General features: G+C 70.5%; 17 protein-coding genes. 15 read left to right on the top strand and 2 right to left on the bottom strand.

Going from position 1 to position 16648, the window contains the following annotated elements; translation table 11 throughout:
- Position 1: 1 nt before the first annotated feature.
- From ACTMTF_RS39655 to ACTMTF_RS39690, 8 genes are all read left to right on the top strand, one after another.
- Positions 2-1303: a replication-associated recombination protein A gene (locus tag ACTMTF_RS39655; RefSeq protein ID WP_441115266.1), complete on the top strand. Its 1302-nt coding sequence runs from the start codon at positions 2-4 to the stop codon at positions 1301-1303.
- 158 nt (positions 1304-1461) lie between these two features.
- Positions 1462-1824 carry a DUF948 domain-containing protein gene (locus tag ACTMTF_RS39660; RefSeq protein ID WP_441115267.1) on the top strand — a complete coding sequence of 121 codons (363 nt, stop codon included), beginning with the start codon at positions 1462-1464 and terminating at the stop codon, positions 1822-1824.
- The gene (locus tag ACTMTF_RS39665; RefSeq protein ID WP_397016804.1) at positions 1821-2051 is read left to right on the top strand and encodes a hypothetical protein; all 231 of its coding nucleotides are present in this window, start codon (positions 1821-1823) and stop codon (positions 2049-2051) included. The genes ACTMTF_RS39660 and ACTMTF_RS39665 overlap by 4 nt, the downstream gene beginning before the upstream one ends.
- A 17-nt stretch (positions 2052-2068) precedes the next feature.
- The gene (gene alaS, locus ACTMTF_RS39670) at positions 2069-4741 is read left to right on the top strand and encodes an alanine--tRNA ligase (RefSeq protein WP_441115268.1); all 2673 of its coding nucleotides are present in this window, start codon (positions 2069-2071) and stop codon (positions 4739-4741) included.
- A gap of 1 nt (position 4742) precedes the next feature.
- Positions 4743-5225, top strand: a complete 483-nt coding sequence (gene ruvX / locus ACTMTF_RS39675; RefSeq protein WP_441115269.1) for a Holliday junction resolvase RuvX — start codon at positions 4743-4745, stop codon at positions 5223-5225.
- A complete protein-coding gene (gene mltG / locus ACTMTF_RS39680) occupies positions 5222-6277 on the top strand; it encodes an endolytic transglycosylase MltG (RefSeq protein WP_441115270.1) in 1056 nt (351 codons plus the stop codon). Before ruvX ends, mltG (ACTMTF_RS39680) begins: the two co-directional genes overlap by 4 nt.
- 247 nt (positions 6278-6524) lie before the next feature.
- Positions 6525-7673: an endolytic transglycosylase MltG gene (gene mltG / locus ACTMTF_RS39685; protein WP_441115271.1), complete on the top strand. Its 1149-nt coding sequence runs from the start codon at positions 6525-6527 to the stop codon at positions 7671-7673.
- 6 nt (positions 7674-7679) lie between these two features.
- The gene (locus ACTMTF_RS39690) at positions 7680-8534 is read left to right on the top strand and encodes a shikimate dehydrogenase (protein ID WP_441115272.1); all 855 of its coding nucleotides are present in this window, start codon (positions 7680-7682) and stop codon (positions 8532-8534) included.
- Here the strand turns inward: ACTMTF_RS39690 and ACTMTF_RS39695 are convergent.
- Both ACTMTF_RS39695 and ACTMTF_RS39700 read right to left on the bottom strand, forming a co-directional pair.
- Positions 8509-8925, bottom strand: coding sequence for a type II toxin-antitoxin system VapC family toxin (locus tag ACTMTF_RS39695; protein ID WP_441115273.1), 417 nt, complete (start codon positions 8923-8925; stop codon positions 8509-8511). The genes ACTMTF_RS39690 and ACTMTF_RS39695 overlap by 26 nt on opposite strands.
- The gene (locus ACTMTF_RS39700) at positions 8922-9200 is read right to left on the bottom strand and encodes a type II toxin-antitoxin system Phd/YefM family antitoxin (protein ID WP_441115274.1); all 279 of its coding nucleotides are present in this window, start codon (positions 9198-9200) and stop codon (positions 8922-8924) included. Before ACTMTF_RS39700 ends, ACTMTF_RS39695 begins: the two co-directional genes overlap by 4 nt.
- Positions 9201-9441: 241 nt before the next feature.
- On the opposite strand from ACTMTF_RS39700, the gene infC reads away from it, so the two are divergent.
- The 7 genes from infC to ACTMTF_RS39735 all read left to right on the top strand — a co-directional run bounded on the left by infC (position 9442) and on the right by ACTMTF_RS39735 (position 16619).
- Entirely contained in the window at positions 9442-10113 is a 672-nt protein-coding gene (infC, locus tag ACTMTF_RS39705; protein WP_441115275.1) for a translation initiation factor IF-3, read from the top strand.
- 124 nt (positions 10114-10237) lie between these two features.
- Positions 10238-10432, top strand: a complete 195-nt coding sequence (gene rpmI, locus ACTMTF_RS39710) for a 50S ribosomal protein L35 (RefSeq protein WP_049568545.1) — start codon at positions 10238-10240, stop codon at positions 10430-10432.
- A gap of 24 nt (positions 10433-10456) precedes the next feature.
- On the top strand, positions 10457-10840 hold the full coding sequence (gene rplT, locus ACTMTF_RS39715; protein ID WP_336212696.1) for a 50S ribosomal protein L20: 384 nt from the start codon (positions 10457-10459) through the stop codon (positions 10838-10840).
- 115 nt (positions 10841-10955) lie between these two features.
- Positions 10956-11759, top strand: a complete 804-nt coding sequence (locus tag ACTMTF_RS39720) for a TrmH family RNA methyltransferase (protein ID WP_441115276.1) — start codon at positions 10956-10958, stop codon at positions 11757-11759.
- A 50-nt stretch (positions 11760-11809) separates the two neighbouring features.
- Entirely contained in the window at positions 11810-12892 is a 1083-nt protein-coding gene (locus ACTMTF_RS39725; protein ID WP_441115277.1) for an ATP-binding protein, read from the top strand.
- A 131-nt stretch (positions 12893-13023) separates the two neighbouring features.
- A complete protein-coding gene (gene pheS, locus ACTMTF_RS39730; RefSeq protein ID WP_397016888.1) occupies positions 13024-14064 on the top strand; it encodes a phenylalanine--tRNA ligase subunit alpha in 1041 nt (346 codons plus the stop codon).
- Entirely contained in the window at positions 14064-16619 is a 2556-nt protein-coding gene (locus ACTMTF_RS39735; RefSeq protein WP_441115278.1) for a phenylalanine--tRNA ligase subunit beta, read from the top strand. The genes pheS and ACTMTF_RS39735 overlap by 1 nt, the downstream gene beginning before the upstream one ends.
- Positions 16620-16648 lie beyond the last annotated feature (29 nt).

Below are 16648 nucleotides of genomic sequence, written 5' to 3' on the forward strand. Positions count from 1 at the left end.
TGTGGAGAGTTTGTTCGACGCGGCGGCTGAGGACGCCACACCGCAGCCGCTGGCCGTCCGCATGCGCCCCCGCACGCTCGACGAGGTGATCGGCCAGCGGCACCTGCTCGGCCCCGGCACCCCGCTGCGCCGGCTGGTCGAGAGCGAGGCGCCGATGTCGCTCTTCCTGTGGGGGCCTCCGGGCACCGGCAAGACGACACTCGCCTACGTGGTGTCCAACGTGACCAAGCGCCGCTTCGTCGAGATCTCCGCCGTCTCGGCGGGCGTCAAGGACGTCCGGGCCGCCATCGACAACGCCCGGCGCGAGCTCGGCATGAGCGGCCGCCAGACGGTGCTCTTCGTCGACGAGGTCCATCGCTTCAACAAGGCCCAGCAGGACGCCCTGCTGCCCGCCGTCGAGAACCGCTGGGTCACCTTCATCGGCGCCACGACCGAGAACCCGTTCTTCTCCGTCATCTCGCCCCTGCTGTCACGCTCGCTGCTGCTCACGCTGGAGTCGCTGACCGACGACGACATCGGCGCCGTCCTGCGGCGCGCGGTGTCGGACGAGCGCGGGCTCGGCGGGCGCGGCACCCTCGCCCCCGAGGCCCTCGACCACCTCGTCCGGCTGGCCGGCGGGGACGCCCGCCGATCGCTGACCTACCTGGAGGCGGCGGCCCTGCTCGCCGACGACATCACGATCGAGGCGGTGGAGAAGGCCGTCGACAAGGCGGCCGTCCGCTACGACCGGCAGGGCGACCAGCACTACGACGTGATCAGCGCCTTCATCAAGTCGATGCGCGGCTCCGACGCCGACGCGGCCCTGCACTACCTCGCCCGCATGATCGAGGCGGGCGAGGACCCCCGCTTTATCGCCCGCCGCATCGTGATCTTCGCCTCCGAGGACGTCGGCCTGGCCGACCCCACCTGCCTGCAGACCGCGGTCGCCACGGCCCAGGCGGTGCAGCTCATCGGCCTGCCCGAGGGGCAGATCAACCTCGCGCACGCCGTCATCCATTGCGCGCTGGCGCCCAAGTCCAACGCCGTCGTCAAGGCCATCGGGGCGGCCGTCGGCGACGTGCGCCGGGGCCTCATCGGCCAGGTCCCCGGCCACCTGCGCGACGGCCACTACCCGGGGGCGGCCAAGCTCGGCCACGGTGACGGCTACAAGTACCCGCACGACTTCGACCACGGTCTGGTGCGCCAGGACTACGCCCCCGAGCAGGTCCGTGACCGGCGCTACTACGAGCCCACCACCCACGGGGCGGAAGGCCCGGTCGCCGAGCGCTGGGCGAAGATCCGCGATTTCCTCCGGGGCGCCTGACCTCCCCCACGAGGTGACACCCGCGGTGGGCCGCCGTGACCCGCCGCACCGGAGAAGAGCGTGGCGGGATGCCGAGTTTGCGTCGGCCTCACCGACCTTGTCGCCAGGACGCGATAGGGTCTTGCCGTTCCGGCCCAGCGTACGAGGGAGATGAGCGGATGCTTACCGCTGGAGAGGTCGCCGGTCTGATCGCCGCCGCGGGCTGGGTGGTCCTGGTCTGCGTGCTCGTCATGGTGCTCGTCAAGCTCGCCAGGCTGCTCAACGAGACCACCAAGGCCGTCTCCGAGCTCAACGCACGCCTGACGCCGCTGCTCGACGACATGAGCGTGACGGTCAACGAGACCAACAGGCGACTCGCCGCGGTGGAGGCCATCGCGCGGGACGTCAAGCAGGTCAGCGGGCACGCCGCCAAGCTCAGCGCCGTGACGCAGACCATCTTCACCGGGCCGCTGATCAAGGTCTCCGCCCTCGGTCACGGCGTGCGCCGGGCCATCGAGGCCCGCAGGGCGGTGCGGCGATGATCAGGCGGCTGTTCTACATGTCGCTCGGCGCGCTCCTCACCCTGTGGGTGATGCGCAGGCTCCAGGCGCTGCATCCGACCCATGTGGCCCGCCGGACCGTCGGCGGCGCGGCGGACATGCTCACGCGGGTGAGAGACTTTACATCGGACGCGCTCGGCGAGGCAGCCGGCCGCGAAACCGAGTTGCGGGCCCACTTCGGCCTCGGCAACGCTGAAACCAACGACTAAAGCAAAGGATGGCCACCATGGAGTCGGCAGAGATCGCGCGCCGCTTCCTGCGCTTCTTCGAGGAGCGTGGGCACAAGATCGTGCCCTCGGCCAGCCTGATCGCTGAGGACCCAACGCTTCTCCTGGTCAACGCGGGTATGGTGCCGTTCAAGCCGTACTTCCTGGGGCAGCGCAGGCCTCCGGGGTCACGGCTGGCCACCGCGCAGAAGTGCGTGCGGACCCCCGACATCGAAGAGGTCGGCAAGACCACCCGGCACGCCACCTTCTTCCAGATGCTCGGCAACTTCTCCTTCGGCGACTACTTCAAGGCCGAGGTGATCCCGTTCGCCTGGGAGCTGCTCACCAGGTCCGAGTCCGACGGCGGCTTCGGCTTCCCCGAGGACCGGCTCTGGGCGACGGTCTACCTCGAGGACGACGAGGGCTACGACATCTGGCGCAACAAGGTCGGCCTGCCCGCCGAGCGGATCCAGCGTCGCGGCCTGGAGGACAACTACTGGCACATGGGCGTGCCCGGCCCCGGCGGCCCCTGCTCGGAGATCTACTACGACCGCGGCCCGGAGTACGGCCGCGAGGGCGGGCCGATCGCCGACGAGGACCGCTACCTCGAGGTGTGGAACCTCGTCTTCATGCAGTACCAGCTCAGCCAGGTGCGCAGCAAGGTCGACTTCGACATCGCGGGAGACCTGCCGAGCAAGAACATCGACACCGGCATGGGCCTGGAGCGCATGGCGGCGATCCTGCAGGGCGTCGACAACATCTACGAGATCGACACCACCTACAAGATCCTGGACAAGGCGGCGGAGCTCACCGGGACCCGCTACGGTCACGACCCGCGCACCGACGTCAACCTGCGCGTCATCGCCGACCACGTCCGCACCGGCACCATGCTGGTCGCCGACGGCGTCATGCCCGGCAACGAGGGCCGCGGCTACGTCCTGCGCCGCATCCTGCGCCGCTCGGTGCGTAACCTGCGCCTGCTCGGCTCCGGCGACGAGCGCCACATGCACACGCTGACCGACGTCGCGATCGGCGTGATGGCCGAGCAGTATCCCGAGCTCAAGGCCGACGCGCCGCAGATCCACGGGGTCATCGACGCCGAGGAAGCGTCCTTCCTCGGCACGCTCCGCACCGGCACCGCGATCTTCGACGTGGCGGTCGAGGAGACCAAGCGCTCGTCCCACCACGCGATCTCGGGCGCGCAGGCCTTCCAGCTGCACGACACCTACGGCTTCCCGATCGACCTCACCCTTGAGATGGCGTCCGAGCAGGGGCTCAAGGTCGACGAAGAGGGCTTCCGCCGGTTGATGAAGGAGCAGCGCGAGCGGGCGAAGGCCGACTCCGCGGCCAAGAAGACCGGCAACGCCGACATCTCGGTCTTCGGTGAGCTGCTGGAGAAGGCGGGCAAGGTCGAGTTCCTCGGCTACGACGAGATCGAGTCCGACACCAGCGTGATCGGCGTGCTGGTCGACGGGGTGCCGGTCCCTGCGGCGGGTGCGGGCAGCACGGTCGAGGTCGTGCTCGGCCGCACCCCCTTCTACGCGGAGGGCGGCGGCCAGCTCGCCGACCAGGGCGTGATCCGCACGGCGGGCGCCGAAGTGGAGATCGTCGACGTGCAGACGCCGCTCGCCGGCCTGGTCGTGCACCGCGGCAAGGTCCGCAGCGGCGAGATCAAGGTCGGCGACGAGGCGCGCGCGGAGATCGACCTGGAGCGCCGCCGCGCGATCTCGCGCAGCCACAGCGCCACCCACCTGGTCCACCGCGGCTTCAAGAACGCGCTGGGCGAGTCGGCGGCGCAGGCGGGCTCGGAGAACTCGCCCGGCCGCTTCCGCTTCGACTTCACCGCGGCGGGCGCGGTCCCGCCGAGCGTGCTGCGTGACGTCGAGGACGAGGTCAACGCGGTCCTCATCAACGACCTCAAGGTCAACGCCTTCTACACCTCGCAGGCGGAGGCCAGGGCGATGGGCGCGCTGGCGATGTTCGGCGAGAAGTACGGCGACGAGGTCCGCGTGGTCGAGATCGGCGACTACTCCCGCGAGCTCTGCGGCGGCACCCACGTGCACAGCTCCGGTCAGCTCGGCCTGGTCAAGGTGCTCGGCGAGCAGTCGGTCGGCGCGGGCGTGCGCCGGGTCGAGGCGCTGGTCGGCATCGACGCCTTTCGCTTCCTGGCGCGCGAGAGCCTGCTGGTCGCGCAGCTCACCGAGCAGCTCAAGGTGCGCCGCGAGGAGCTGCCCGAGCGCATCGAGGGCATCGTCACCCGGCTCCGCGCCGCCGAGAAGGATCTCGACAAGATCCGCTCGGCGCAGGTGCTCCAGGTGGCGGGCGAGCTCGCCGCCCAGGCTCGTGACCTGGCCGGAGTCTCCGCGGTGACACACCGCGCGCCTGATGGCACCACCGCCGACGACCTGCGTAAGCTCGCGCTTGACGTGCGTGGCAGGTTCCCGGCCGACCGACCGGCGGTGATCGTGATCGCTGGTGTCCCCTCCGACCGGCCCGTGGTGGTTGCCGCGGTGAACGAGGCGGGGCGTGAGCGGGGGCTCAAGGCCGGGAGACTGGTCGGCGTCGCCGCCAAGGCGCTGGGGGGTGGCGGTGGCGGCAAGGACGACGTCGCGCAGGGCGGCGGGACCCGCCCGGATGCGATCGACGACGCGTTGCGGCAGGTCGAGCAGGCCGTCACGGAGCAGCTCGGCTGATATGAGGTTCGGTTCGCGCCTCGGCGTCGACGTCGGGTCCGTACGCATCGGCGTGGCACGCAGCGACCCTTCGGGGACGCTGGCCACGCCGGTGGAGACGGTCAGGCGGGGTCAGGGTGATCTTGACCGCATCGCCGCGATCGCCGCGGAGCATGAGGCGATCGAGGTGGTGGTGGGGCTGCCCACCTCGCTGTCCGGCAGGGAGGGGCGGGCCGCGGAGCTGGCGCGCGAGTTCGCCGTCCTCCTCGCCGGCCGGCTCGCGCCGACGCCGGTCCGGCTGTTCGACGAGCGGCTCACCACCGTGGCCGCCCAGCAGAGCCTGCGGGCCAGCGGCGTGCGGGCCAAGAAGCAGCGCGGCGTCATCGACCAGGCGGCCGCGGTGGTGCTGCTGCAGGACGCCCTCGACTCCGAACGCGTCACGGACCGGCCGCCGGGCAGGCCTGTCGACCCGCCATCCGAGGCGGCCGACGGCTCCGGCTCATGACCGGCGGCCCTGTCGGCTCCACCCTGCCCACGCTGCCCGCGCGGCGCCGGTCGAAGGCGCTCGCGCTGGGGCTGACAGCCTCGGTGCTCGCCCTGGGCGCCGGCGGTTACGCGGTGCTCAAGCCGTACGTCGACCCCGAGGACTTCGACGGTGGCGGCGGCGAGGCGGTGACCGTGCGGATCGCGCCCGGCGCGACCGCCGCCGACGTGGCCTCCACGCTGGCCGGGGCCGGGGTAGTGGCCAGCGCGCGATCCTTCGTCAACGTGGCCGAGCGGCGCTCGATGGCCTCCCGGCTCAGGCCGGGCCATTACCGGCTGCGCCGGGGCATGGCCGCGGCGGCGGCGCTCGACCTGCTGCTGGCTCCTGGTTCACGCGTCGTCCGGCGGGTGACCGTACCAGAAGGTCTGCGGGTGGCGGAGACGCTGCGGCGGGTCGCCGCGCATTCCGGGCTGCCGCTGGACGAGCTGCGCGGGGTCGATCCCGCCCTGGTGGGGCTGCCGGCGTACGCCGCGGGGCTGGAGGGGTTCCTCTTTCCGGCGACGTACGAGGTGGAGCCCGCGGCCAGGGGCGTGGACGTGCTGGCTTCGATGGTGGAGCGGTTCGGCGTCACCGCCAGGCAGCTGCGGCTGCGGCAGCGGGCGGCGCGGGTGCATCTCACGCCGTTGGAGGCCGTCACGGTGGCGAGCATCGTCCAGGTTGAGGCCTGCGCGGAGCCGGACTATCCGAAGATCGCTAGAGTGATCTACAACCGGCTCAGGCGCGGCCTGCCGCTCCGGCTGGACAGCACCCTCGCGTACGCCCAGGACGGCCGGGCCGTCAACGTCACGCGGAGTGACTCGCCGTACGACACCTTCGCCCGCAAGGGACTGCCGCCGGGCCCTATCGCCAATCCGGGAGAGAGGGCGCTGATGGCGGCGCTGTACCCGGCGAAGGGTGATTGGCGCTGGTTCGTTACGACGGATCCGGTGCATAGAATCACCAAATTCACCAACAAAGAGAGCGAGTTCGTGAGATACCGGAAAGAGTTGAACGAGAACCTCGGGACGAACTGATGCTCATCGGGCCGCTCACCGCCGCGCGGGAGATCGCCGTCGCCCCTGTGCGGCACTTCCGATCCGGGACACACACCCTCTTTCCGTCCTCTAGCATGGCTACCCACAGTGACTCCCGCCGGCCGTCACGCCACGTCCGGCGCAGCCCCCTCGTCCGCTCGGTGCCCCCCCACCGCCCGGTGCATCCAATCGACGCCGGGTTCGCTGTACCGGGAGATTGGCCAGCTCAGCTATGAACGATCTCGACATGGACTTCCTCCTCGGCGCCGAGGACGACGACGGCCGGGGCGGACGCCGCACCAGAGGCTCCGGCAAGCGAGGCGGCGGCGGCCGCAGGCGGCGCAGGCGCCGTAACCGCGGCGGCCTGCTCGCCCCGCTGCTGGCCTTCATCATCCTGGCCGGCATCATCGGCGGCGGCGGCTACTACGGCTACCGGTGGGCCAACGACGCTCTCGTGCCCGACGACTACACCGGCCAGGGCACGGAAGAGATCGTCTTCGAGGTCAAGGAAGGCCAGATCGCCTCGGACGTGGCTCAGGAACTGGAGCGGCAGGGGGTCGTGGCCAGCGCCAGAGCCTTCACCAACGCCATCGGCAACGCCGGCAAGAGCGCCGCGCTCCAGCCCGGCACGTACAAGGTGCGCAAGCAGATGCCGGCCGCCGACGTGGTGAAGCTGCTCCTCGACCCGAAACAGCGGGTGCTCACGAAGGTGCGGCTCGCGGAGGGCCTGCGGCTGTCCGACACCTACACCAAGCTCGCCGAGCAGACCGGCCTGGACCGCAAGAAGTTCGAGGCCGCGGCCAAGAACACCGACAAACTCGACCTGCCGGCCTACGCCAGGGGCAAGCTCGAGGGCTACGCCTTCCCCGCGACCTACGACTTCCCGCCCAAGGCCACGGCCGGCGACATACTGTCGCGGATGGTCCAGCGGTTCCACCAGGCGGCGGAGAAGGTCGACCTGGAGGGCGGAGCCAAGAGCCTCGGCCACACGCCGCACGAGATCATCACCATCGCCAGCATCATCCAGGCCGAAGCCGGTCGCCACGAGGACATGCCCAAGATCGCCCGCGTCATCTACAACCGGCTGAACCGCAAGCCGCCGATGACGCTGTCGATGGACAGCACCGTGATGTACGCCTGGAAGCGCTACCGGACCACGGCCACGCACGCCGAGCTGGAGATCAAGTCCCCGTACAACACCTACAAGAACCTCGGCCTGCCGCCCGGCCCGATCACCAACCCCGGTGATCACGCGATCGAGGCGGCGCTGAACCCGGCCAAGGGCACCTGGCTCTTCTTCGTGGCGACGGACCCGAAGAGCAACGTCACCGAGTTCGCCACCACCGAAGCGGAGTTCCAGGTCCTGGAGGCCAAGCTCCGCCGCAACGGAGGCTGAGCGCCGATGCGTGCCGCCGTGCTGGGATCGCCGATCGCCCACTCCCTCTCGCCGTTCCTGCACCGGGCGGCCTACCGGGAGATGGGGGTGACCGGCTGGAGCTACGAGTCGTTCGAGTGCGACGAGGAGCGGCTGCCCGGGATGCTGCGCGAGCTGCGTCCGGTGCGGGGCGAGGGGCCGGACACGGCGGGCACGTGGGCGGGCCTGTCGCTCACCATGCCGCTCAAGCGAGCCGTGCTGCCCCTGCTCGACACCGTCTCGGAGCTCGCCGTCGAGGTGGGCGGCGCCAACACGGTGGTGTTCGCGGAGGGTGCCGCGCACGGCGAGAACACCGACGTGTACGGCATCAGGCGGGCGCTGTCGGAGGCCGGGGTGCCGGCGCCACGGTCGGCGACCGTGCTGGGCGGCGGGGCGACGGCCGGCTCGGCGGTGGCTGCGCTGCGCGACCTCGGGCTGTTCGCCGTGACGCTGGTCGTGCGCGATCCGGCCAGGGCGGGGGAGACGGCGGAGGTGGCCGAGCGGCTCGGCGTGGCGCTGTCGGTGCGGACGTTCGACAAGCTCGACGCGCTCACGAACGTCGACCTGGTGGTGTCCACGCTGCCGGGTGGCGCGGCGGACGTGTTCGCCGACCGGCTGGCGGGGGTGCCCGCGCTCTTCGACGTGGTCTACTCGCCCTGGCCGACCAGCGCGGCGGTGGCCGTACGAACTGCGGGCGGCACCGTGGTCGGCGGGTTCGAGATGCTGCTGCACCAGGCGGTGCGGCAGGTGGAGCTGATGACGGGCCGGACGGACGTGCCGGTGGCGGCCATGCGCGCCGCCGGCGAGGCGGAGATCCTCAGACGGGCCAGTCGAACGGGTTGACCATCTTGACGTCGAGCCCGGCGAAGTCCTTCACGTTGCGTGTCACGAGGATCCACCCTTGGGTGCGGGCGGTGGCCGCGATGAGGCCATCGACGGCCGGAAGCGGGCGCTTGGCGTGCATCCGCCCCCATTCTTCGGCCACGGTGGTGGTGACAGGAAGGATCCGTGTCCTGAACTCCTGCAGGAGATGGTCCAGCCAGGACTCGTAGCCTGACGCCTGCGTCGGATCGCGCCGGCGCAGGAGTTCGACGCCCTTGCGGATCTCACCGAAGACCATGACGCTCAGGTACAGGTTGGGCCCAGTGATGGTGTCGAGCCATGCCTGCACGCCGGGGTCTCTCGTGCGCTTGGTCATCTCCGAGACGATGTTGGTGTCGAGGACGTAGCTCACCAGTCGTCTCCCAGGTCGATCTCCCGCATCGTGCTCTTGTCCCGGGTCAGGTCGAGCTCGCTGAGGTCGGGACCGTTGAGCAGAAACTCCTTGAAGTCCGGTTCTCCGCCTTTGAGCTGGCGGTACTCCTCCATGTCGATGATCACCGCGACGTCCTGCCCGTGCCGGGTGACGATCTGCGGGCCTTCGTCGTGGGCCCGGCGGACGACCTCGCTGAAGCGCTGTTTGGCCTCTTGGAGCTGCCACTTCGTGGCTTCCACCTGATTTACGGACATAAGATCCCCTTCTGACTATTCTGGACAGAATTCTAGCCGAGGGATTCTGGCCTGCGGGGATGATTCGAGGAAGTCTCGTGGTTGTGGTAATGTAGCTCTCTGATCGGTCCGGCATGACTGCTGGACGCGCAAGCGGAGGTCTCCCTCCCACCTGAGTCGCCGAAAGGCGGCCGGGTAACGGATCACGCCGGACTCTCCGGGGAGCTTAAGGCCGCGACGCCGAAGAGCTCAGTGGCCCCGCATGCGCGACGTGCGGGGCTTTTCGCGTTCTGCGAAAGCTCTCCGGCACGACGAGCACGTAGGGATCGCAAACCTAGGAGGCCCCATCAGCACTGAGCCCCGCATCAACGAGCGTATCCGAGTTCCCGAGGTTCGCCTTGTGGGCCCGAACGGTGAGCAGGTGGGCATCGTGTCGATTCACGATGCGCTCAAGCTCGCCCAGGAAGCCGACCTTGACCTCGTCGAGGTCGCGGCGACGGCTCGACCGCCCGTGTGCAAGCTCATGGACTACGGCAAATTCAAGTACGAGTCCGCGATGAAGGCGCGCGAGGCGCGCAAGAATCAAGCGCACACGATCATCAAGGAGATCAAGCTCCGGCCGAAGATCGACCCGCACGACTACGAGACCAAGAAGGGTCACGTGGTGCGGTTCCTCAAGGCGGGGGACAAGGTCAAAGTCACGATCATGTTCCGTGGTCGCGAGCAGTCCCGCCCGGAGCTCGGTTTCCGGCTCCTGCAGCGGCTGGCCGAGGACGTCCAGGAGCTCGGGTTCGTCGAATCCCAGCCGAAGCAGGACGGCCGAAACATGATCATGGTGATCGGTCCGCACAAGAAGAAGGCTGAGGCCAAGGCCGAGAAGGCCGCCGCCAAGGCACAGAGTGGCAGCGAGGAGCCTTCCCCACAGGAAGCGTGACCCGCAGTTCGGGTTAGCCTTACCGGGCATCCCGAGCAGCCACCGCCCGACGAAGACGCCGCGACCGGGTCGGCCCACCCCCGACCCGGCCACCGGCACGACCGAATTGAGGAGAGACGGCGACATGCCGAAGATGAAGACGCACAGCGGTGCGAAGAAGCGGTTCCGGCTTACCGGCTCCGGCAAGGTCATGCGCCGCCGCGCCAGCCGCGCGCACTACAACGAGTGGAAGTCGTCCACGCTGACGCGCCGTCTCAAGAACGAGGTCGTCCTTTCGGACGCAGACTCCAAGAAGATCAAGAAACTGCTCGCCAAGTAACGCGAACCCCCGGGGAGAAGAATCATGGCACGCGTGAAGCGGGCGCTCAACGCCAAGAAGAAGCGCAAGGTCGTCCTCGATCGGGCGAGCGGTTACCGTGGCCAGCGGTCGCGGCTGTACCGCAAGGCCAAGGAGCAGATGCTCCACTCGATGACGTACGCCTACAGGGACCGCAAGGACCGTAAGGGCGCTTTCCGTCGTCTCTGGATCCAGCGGATCAACGCCGCCGCCCGCCAGAACGGCATGACCTACAACCGCCTGATCCAGGGCCTTCGACTGGCCAACATCGAGGTGGACCGTAAGATCCTGGCCGACCTCGCGGTCAACGACAGCCAGACCTTCGCCACGCTCGTCGAGGCCGCCAAGAAGGCGCTGCCGGCGGACGTGAACGCGCCGGCCGCGAGCTGAGCCGTTCGACAAGCCCGGCCGGGCTTGTGAGTCGAGGGGCCCACCGTTCAGGTGGGCCCCTCGGCATGTTGCAGGGCAGGCGTGCGGCGTCCCGTACGCGCGAGCAGGGGGAGAGATGGCCGGAACCGAGCTGACCAACGTGCGGTCGCCGCGGGTGAAGGCGGCGCGCAGGCTCACCAAGCGCGCCTACCGCGAGCAGGACCGCAAGTTCCTCGCCGAGGGCCCGCAGGCCGTGCGCGAGGCGCTCAAGCTCGACGGCGTGACGCTGGAGCTGTTCGTCACCGCCGAGGCCGAGCTGCGCCACCCCGAGCTCGTCACCGAGGCCACGCTCCAGGGCGTGCCGGTCCACCGCGCCAGCGGCGAGATCATGGCGCAGCTGTCCCAGACCGTCACCCCGCAGGGGCTGCTGGCCGTCTGCCGGCTGGTGCACGTGTCTCTCGACGAGGCCCTGCCCGCCGCGCCCCGCCTGGTCGCCGTGCTGGCGCACGTGCGCGATCCGGGCAACGCGGGCACCGTGATGCGGGCCGCCGACGCCGCCGGCGCGGACGCCGTCATCTTCACCGACGCCTCCGTCGATCCGTACAACGGCAAGTGCGTACGGGCCAGCGCGGGCAGCCTCTTCCATCTGCCCGTGGTGATCGGCGTCCCGGTGGCGCGGGCGGTCGGCGTGCTCAGGGAGCGCGGCCTGCGGATGCTCGCCGCGGACGGCGCGGGCAAGCACACCCTCGATGACGTGGATCTTTCCGGACCCGCCGGGTGGATCTTCGGCAACGAGGCGTGGGGGCTCCCCGACGAGGTGCTCGGACAGGCCGACGAGGTGGTCCGGGTGCCCATCTACGGCCGGGCCGAAAGCCTCAACCTGGCGACCGCCGCGGCGGTCTGCCTTTACTCGTCCGCAAGGGCTCAGCGAGTGTCCTAGGCGGCGTGAAACCCGCTATTGTCGGCCCTGTAGGCGGAGGAGGCGAGGTCGTGCACGGCGAGGACACCGACGGGCGAGTAGTGGCCGCCGCGTGCACGATAGCCATCGACGACCTTCCCGACGGCCTCATCGTGACCGACCGGTTCGGCCGCGTGCTCGCCGTCAATCGCGCCGCCGCCCGGCTCACCAAGGTGCCCGCGGAGCGCGCGATCGGCAGGGACATGAACGACGTGTTCCCGCTGCGCGACAACGACGGCCGCGAGTGGTGGAAGGCCCTCGATCCCGAGGGCGGCCTGCGCACCCGCGCCAGAGTGCCGGAGCGTCCGCTCCACCTGCCGGGCGGTCAGGAGCTGTACGTCGCGGCCAGGCTGGTGCGCGAGCCCGAGCGGTCCGGCGACGTCGAGCGGGTGGCGATCACCCTGCGCGACGGCGGCGCCCGCGCCCGGCTGGAGCGCAGCCGCGCCGACCTGGTCTCCACGGTCGCCCACGAGCTGCGCTCACCGCTGACCAGCGTCAAGGGCTTCACCGCGACGCTGCTGGCGAAGTGGACCCGCTTCACCGACGAGCAGAAGCGCGTCATGCTCGAGACCGTCAACAACGACGCCGATCGCGTCACCCGGCTCATCACCGAGCTGCTCGACGTCTCCCGGATCGAGTCCGGCCGCATGGAGGTGCACCGGCAGATCGTCGACGTGCCGGCCAGGGTGCGGCGCATCATCGCGGGCCGGGTCGCGGCCGGTGAGCAGGAGGAGCGCTTCCAGCTGATCGTGGGCGACAATCTCCCCGAGATGTGGCTCGACCAGGACAAGGTTGACCAGATCCTCGCTAATCTGGTGGAAAATGCGGTGCGCCATGGGCGCGGCACCGTGACGACAGAGATCGAATCCGTGGGATGGGGAGTTGCCGTGTCGGTGCGCGACCAGGGCGAGGGCGTCAAGCCCGAGTTGGCCCCGCGCGTCTTCAGGCAGTTCTGGCGGGGCAACAGCCGCAGGCGCGGCGGCACCGGTCTCGGTCTGTTCATCGTCAAGGGGCTGGTCGAGGCCCACGGCGGCACCATCATCGTGCAGCAGGCGCCCGAGGGCGGGGCGGATTTCCGATTTACCATGCCCACCGGCACCCCTGACTTCGCGTAGAGCAGGACCGGTGGGCTGGGGCGTCCGGGCCCCACTAGACTTTTCCGCTCAAGCCCTGAATACGGAGCTCACTCTTGTCTGACTACGACCCGGTCGAGGTCACACCCTTGCACGCCGACGAGGTGTCCCGCATGGAGGCCGACGCCCTGGCGGCGATCAAGACGGCCGACAGCCTCGATGCACTCAAGCAGGCCAGGCTGGCGCACGCCGGTGACCGCTCGCCCATCGCGCTCGCCAACCGCGAGATCGGCGCCCTGCCGCCGGCCGCCCGCGCCGAGGCGGGCAAGCGCGTCGGCGGTGCCCGTAAGGCCATCAGCGAGGCGCTCGCCGCCCGCCAGGCCGAGCTGGAGGCCGAGCGCGACGCCCGCGTGCTCGTCGAGGAGGCCGTCGACGTCACCCAGCCCTGGGACCGGCGACCCCGCGGCGCCCGCCACCCGCTGACCACCATGCAGGAGCGCATCGAGGACAGCTTCGTCGCGATGGGCTACGAGGTGGTCGAGGGCCCCGAGCTCGAAGCCGAATGGTTCAACTTCGAGGCGCTCAACATCGCCAAGGACCACCCGGCCCGCTCCGAGCACGACACGTTCTTCGTCGGCTCCGCGGACTCGGGCATGGTGCTGCGCACCCAGACCTCGCCGCTGCAGATCCGCGCGCTGCTGGAGCGGGGCGCCCCCTGCTACGCGATCGCGCCCGGCAAGACCTTCCGCACCGACGAGCTCGACGCCACCCACACCCCGGTCTTCCACCAGACCGAGGGCCTGGCCGTCGACAAGGGCCTGACGATGGCCCACCTCAAGGGCACGCTCGACCGGTTCGCCGAGGTCATGTTCGGCGAGGGCATCACCACCCGGTTCCGGCCCAACTACTTCCCGTTCACCGAGCCGTCGGCCGAGATGGACCTCAAGTGCTTCGTCTGCCGCGGCGCCTCCGCCGTGCCCGGCAGCCCGCCCTGCCGCACCTGCAAGAGCGAGGGCTGGATCGAGTGGGGCGGCTGCGGCATGGTCAACCCGCGGGTGCTCGTCGCCTGCGGTGTCGACCCGTCCGTCTACTCCGGGTTCGCGTTCGGCATGGGCATCGAGCGGACGCTGATGTTCCGCCACAACGCCGAGGACATGCGCGACATGATCGAGGGAGACGTGCGCTTCACGCTCCCGTTCGGAATGGAGATCTGATGAAGGTCCCGCTTTCCTGGCTGCGGGAGTGTGTCGATCTCCCGGCGGTCACCGCGCACGAGGTGGCCGACAAGCTCACCGCGGCAGGGCTCAAGCTGGAGTCCATCACCTCCCACGGCTACGACGTCAAGAACGTCGTGGTCGGCGAGGTGCTGGAGATCGAGGAGCTGACCGGGTTCAAGAAGCCGATCCGGCACTGCAAGGTCGAGGTGGGCGAGGCGACGCCGCGCGAGATCGTCTGCGGCGCCGTCAACTTCGCCGTCGGCGACCGGGTGCCGGTCGTGCTCCCGGGCGGAGTGCTGCCCGGCGGGTTCGAGGTCGGCGCGCGTAAGACCTACGGCCGTCTGTCCGAGGGCATGATCTGCTCCGAGCGCGAGCTCGGGCTGGGCGAGGACCACAACGGCATCATGGTGCTGCCGCCCGGCACGCCCATCGGCGTCGACGTGGTCGAGCTGCTCGGCCTGCGTGACGACGTCATCGAGCTGGAGATCACCCCCGACATCGGCTACGCGCTGTCGATCAGGGGAGTGGCCCGCGAGGCCGCGACCGGCTTCGGCGTGCCCTTCCGCGACCCCGCCGACATCGAGCTGCCCGAGCCGGCGGAGTCCTCGTGGCCCGCCTCGATCGCCGACCCGACCGCGTGCGACAGGTTCGTGCTCCGTCAGGTGAGCGGATTCGACCCTGACGCGCAGAGCCCGCTGTGGATGCGGGTGCGCCTGTCCCGGGCCGGCATGCGCCCGGTGTCGCTGGCCGTCGACATCACCAACTACCTGATGCTGGAGCTCGGCCAGCCGCTGCACGCCTTCGACACCGGCAGGCTGACCGGCGAGATCGTCGTGCGCAGGGCCCGGCAGGGGGAGCGGCTGGAGACGCTCGACCACGTCGTGCGCGACCTCGACCCCGACGATATCCTGATCACCGACGACTCGGGCCCGATCTCGATGGCCGGCACCATGGGCGGCCTGGCGACCGAGATCTCCGGCGTCTCGACCGACATCGTGATCGAGGCCGCGCACTTCTCGGCGACCGGCATCTCCCGCGAGTCGCGCAGGCACAACCTGGTGTCGGAGGCCTCCAAGCGGTTCGAGCGGGGCGTCGACAGGGAGCTGCCGCTGGTCGCCTCGTGGCGAGCCGTGCAACTGCTGGCCGAGCTGGGCGGCGCCACCGTCCACCCCGGGGTCACGCACGCGGAGGTGGACGTCCAGCCGGCCCGCATCGCCATCCCGGCGAGCCATCCCGGCGACGTGGCCGGCGTCCCCTACTCCAAGGAGACCGTCGTCCAGCGGCTGGAGCAGGTCGGCTGCACCGTCGTCGACGGCGACGACCCCGCCGTGCGCAGGGGCGGCGTGGACCCGACCGGCGTCGTGACGGGCGGCGAGCTGGCGGCCAGGCTGGCCGTCGCCGGCGACGACATGATCACGGTGACGCCGCCCTCGTGGCGGCCGGACATCACCGACCCCAGCGACCTGGCCGAAGAGGTCATCAGGCTCGAAGGCTACGAGAACCTGCCCTCGATCCTGCCCAAGGCCCCGGCCGGCGCCGGGCTCACCGAAGGGCAGCGGCTGCATCGGCGGGTCGGCCGGGCGCTCGCCGAGGCCGGTTACGTCGAGGTGCTCGCCTACCCGTTCATCAGCGCCGACGACTTCGACCACCTGCAGTTGCCGGCCGACGACGCGCGGCGGCGCGCCATGCGGCTGTCCAACCCGATGGCCGAGGACGAGCCGCTGATGCGCACGACGCTGCTGCCGGGGCTGCTCAAGACCCTGGTCCGCAACGCTGGGCGCGGCTTCACCGACGTGGCGCTGTTCGAGACCGGAGCCGTCTACCGGCCGCGTGAGGGCGCCCCCGCGACCGCGCCGGTGCTCGGCGTCGAGCGCAGGCCGACGGCCGAGGAGCTGGCCTCGATCGAGGAGGCGCTGCCCGACCAGCCGATCCGGGTCGCCGTCGTGCTCGCCGGCGAGTTCGACCGCTCCGGCTGGTGGGGCGCCGGCCGCCAGGCCTCCTGGGCCGACGCGGTGCAGGCCGCGCGGCTGGTGGCGGGCGAGGCGCGGCTGGAGCTGTCGATCTCCGCCGACCAGCACGAGCCCTGGCACCCCGGCAGGTGCGCCGCTCTGTACGTCGGCGACACCCTCGTCGGCCACGCCGGCGAGCTCCACCCGCGTGTCATCGAGGCCTACGGCCTGCCGCCGCGCACGGCCGCGATGGAGCTGGAGTTGACCCGCCTGCAGGCGGCCATGCCCGGCCCCGTCCAGGCGCCGGCCATCTCCGGCTACCCGGTGGCGACCCAGGACGTGGCGCTCCTCGTGCCGGACTTCACACCGGTGGCCGACGTGGAGGCGGCGCTGCGCGACGGCGCGGGAGAGCTGCTGGAGTCCATCCGGCTGTTCGACGTCTACACCGGTGAGCAGGTGGGCGAGGGCAACAAGTCCCTGGCGTACACCCTGCGCTTCCGGGCGCCGGACCGCACGCTGACGGCCGAGGAGACGACCGCCGCCCGCGACGCCGCCGTCGCCCTGGCGGCCGACCGCGTCGGGGCTCAGCTCCGCAGCGCCTGACAAGCACGACGACAAGGGCCGGTACGGCT

The sequence above is a fragment of the Nonomuraea sp. ZG12 genome (assembly GCF_052068115.1).
In the GTDB taxonomy this organism is placed as follows: domain Bacteria; phylum Actinomycetota; class Actinomycetes; order Streptosporangiales; family Streptosporangiaceae; genus Nonomuraea.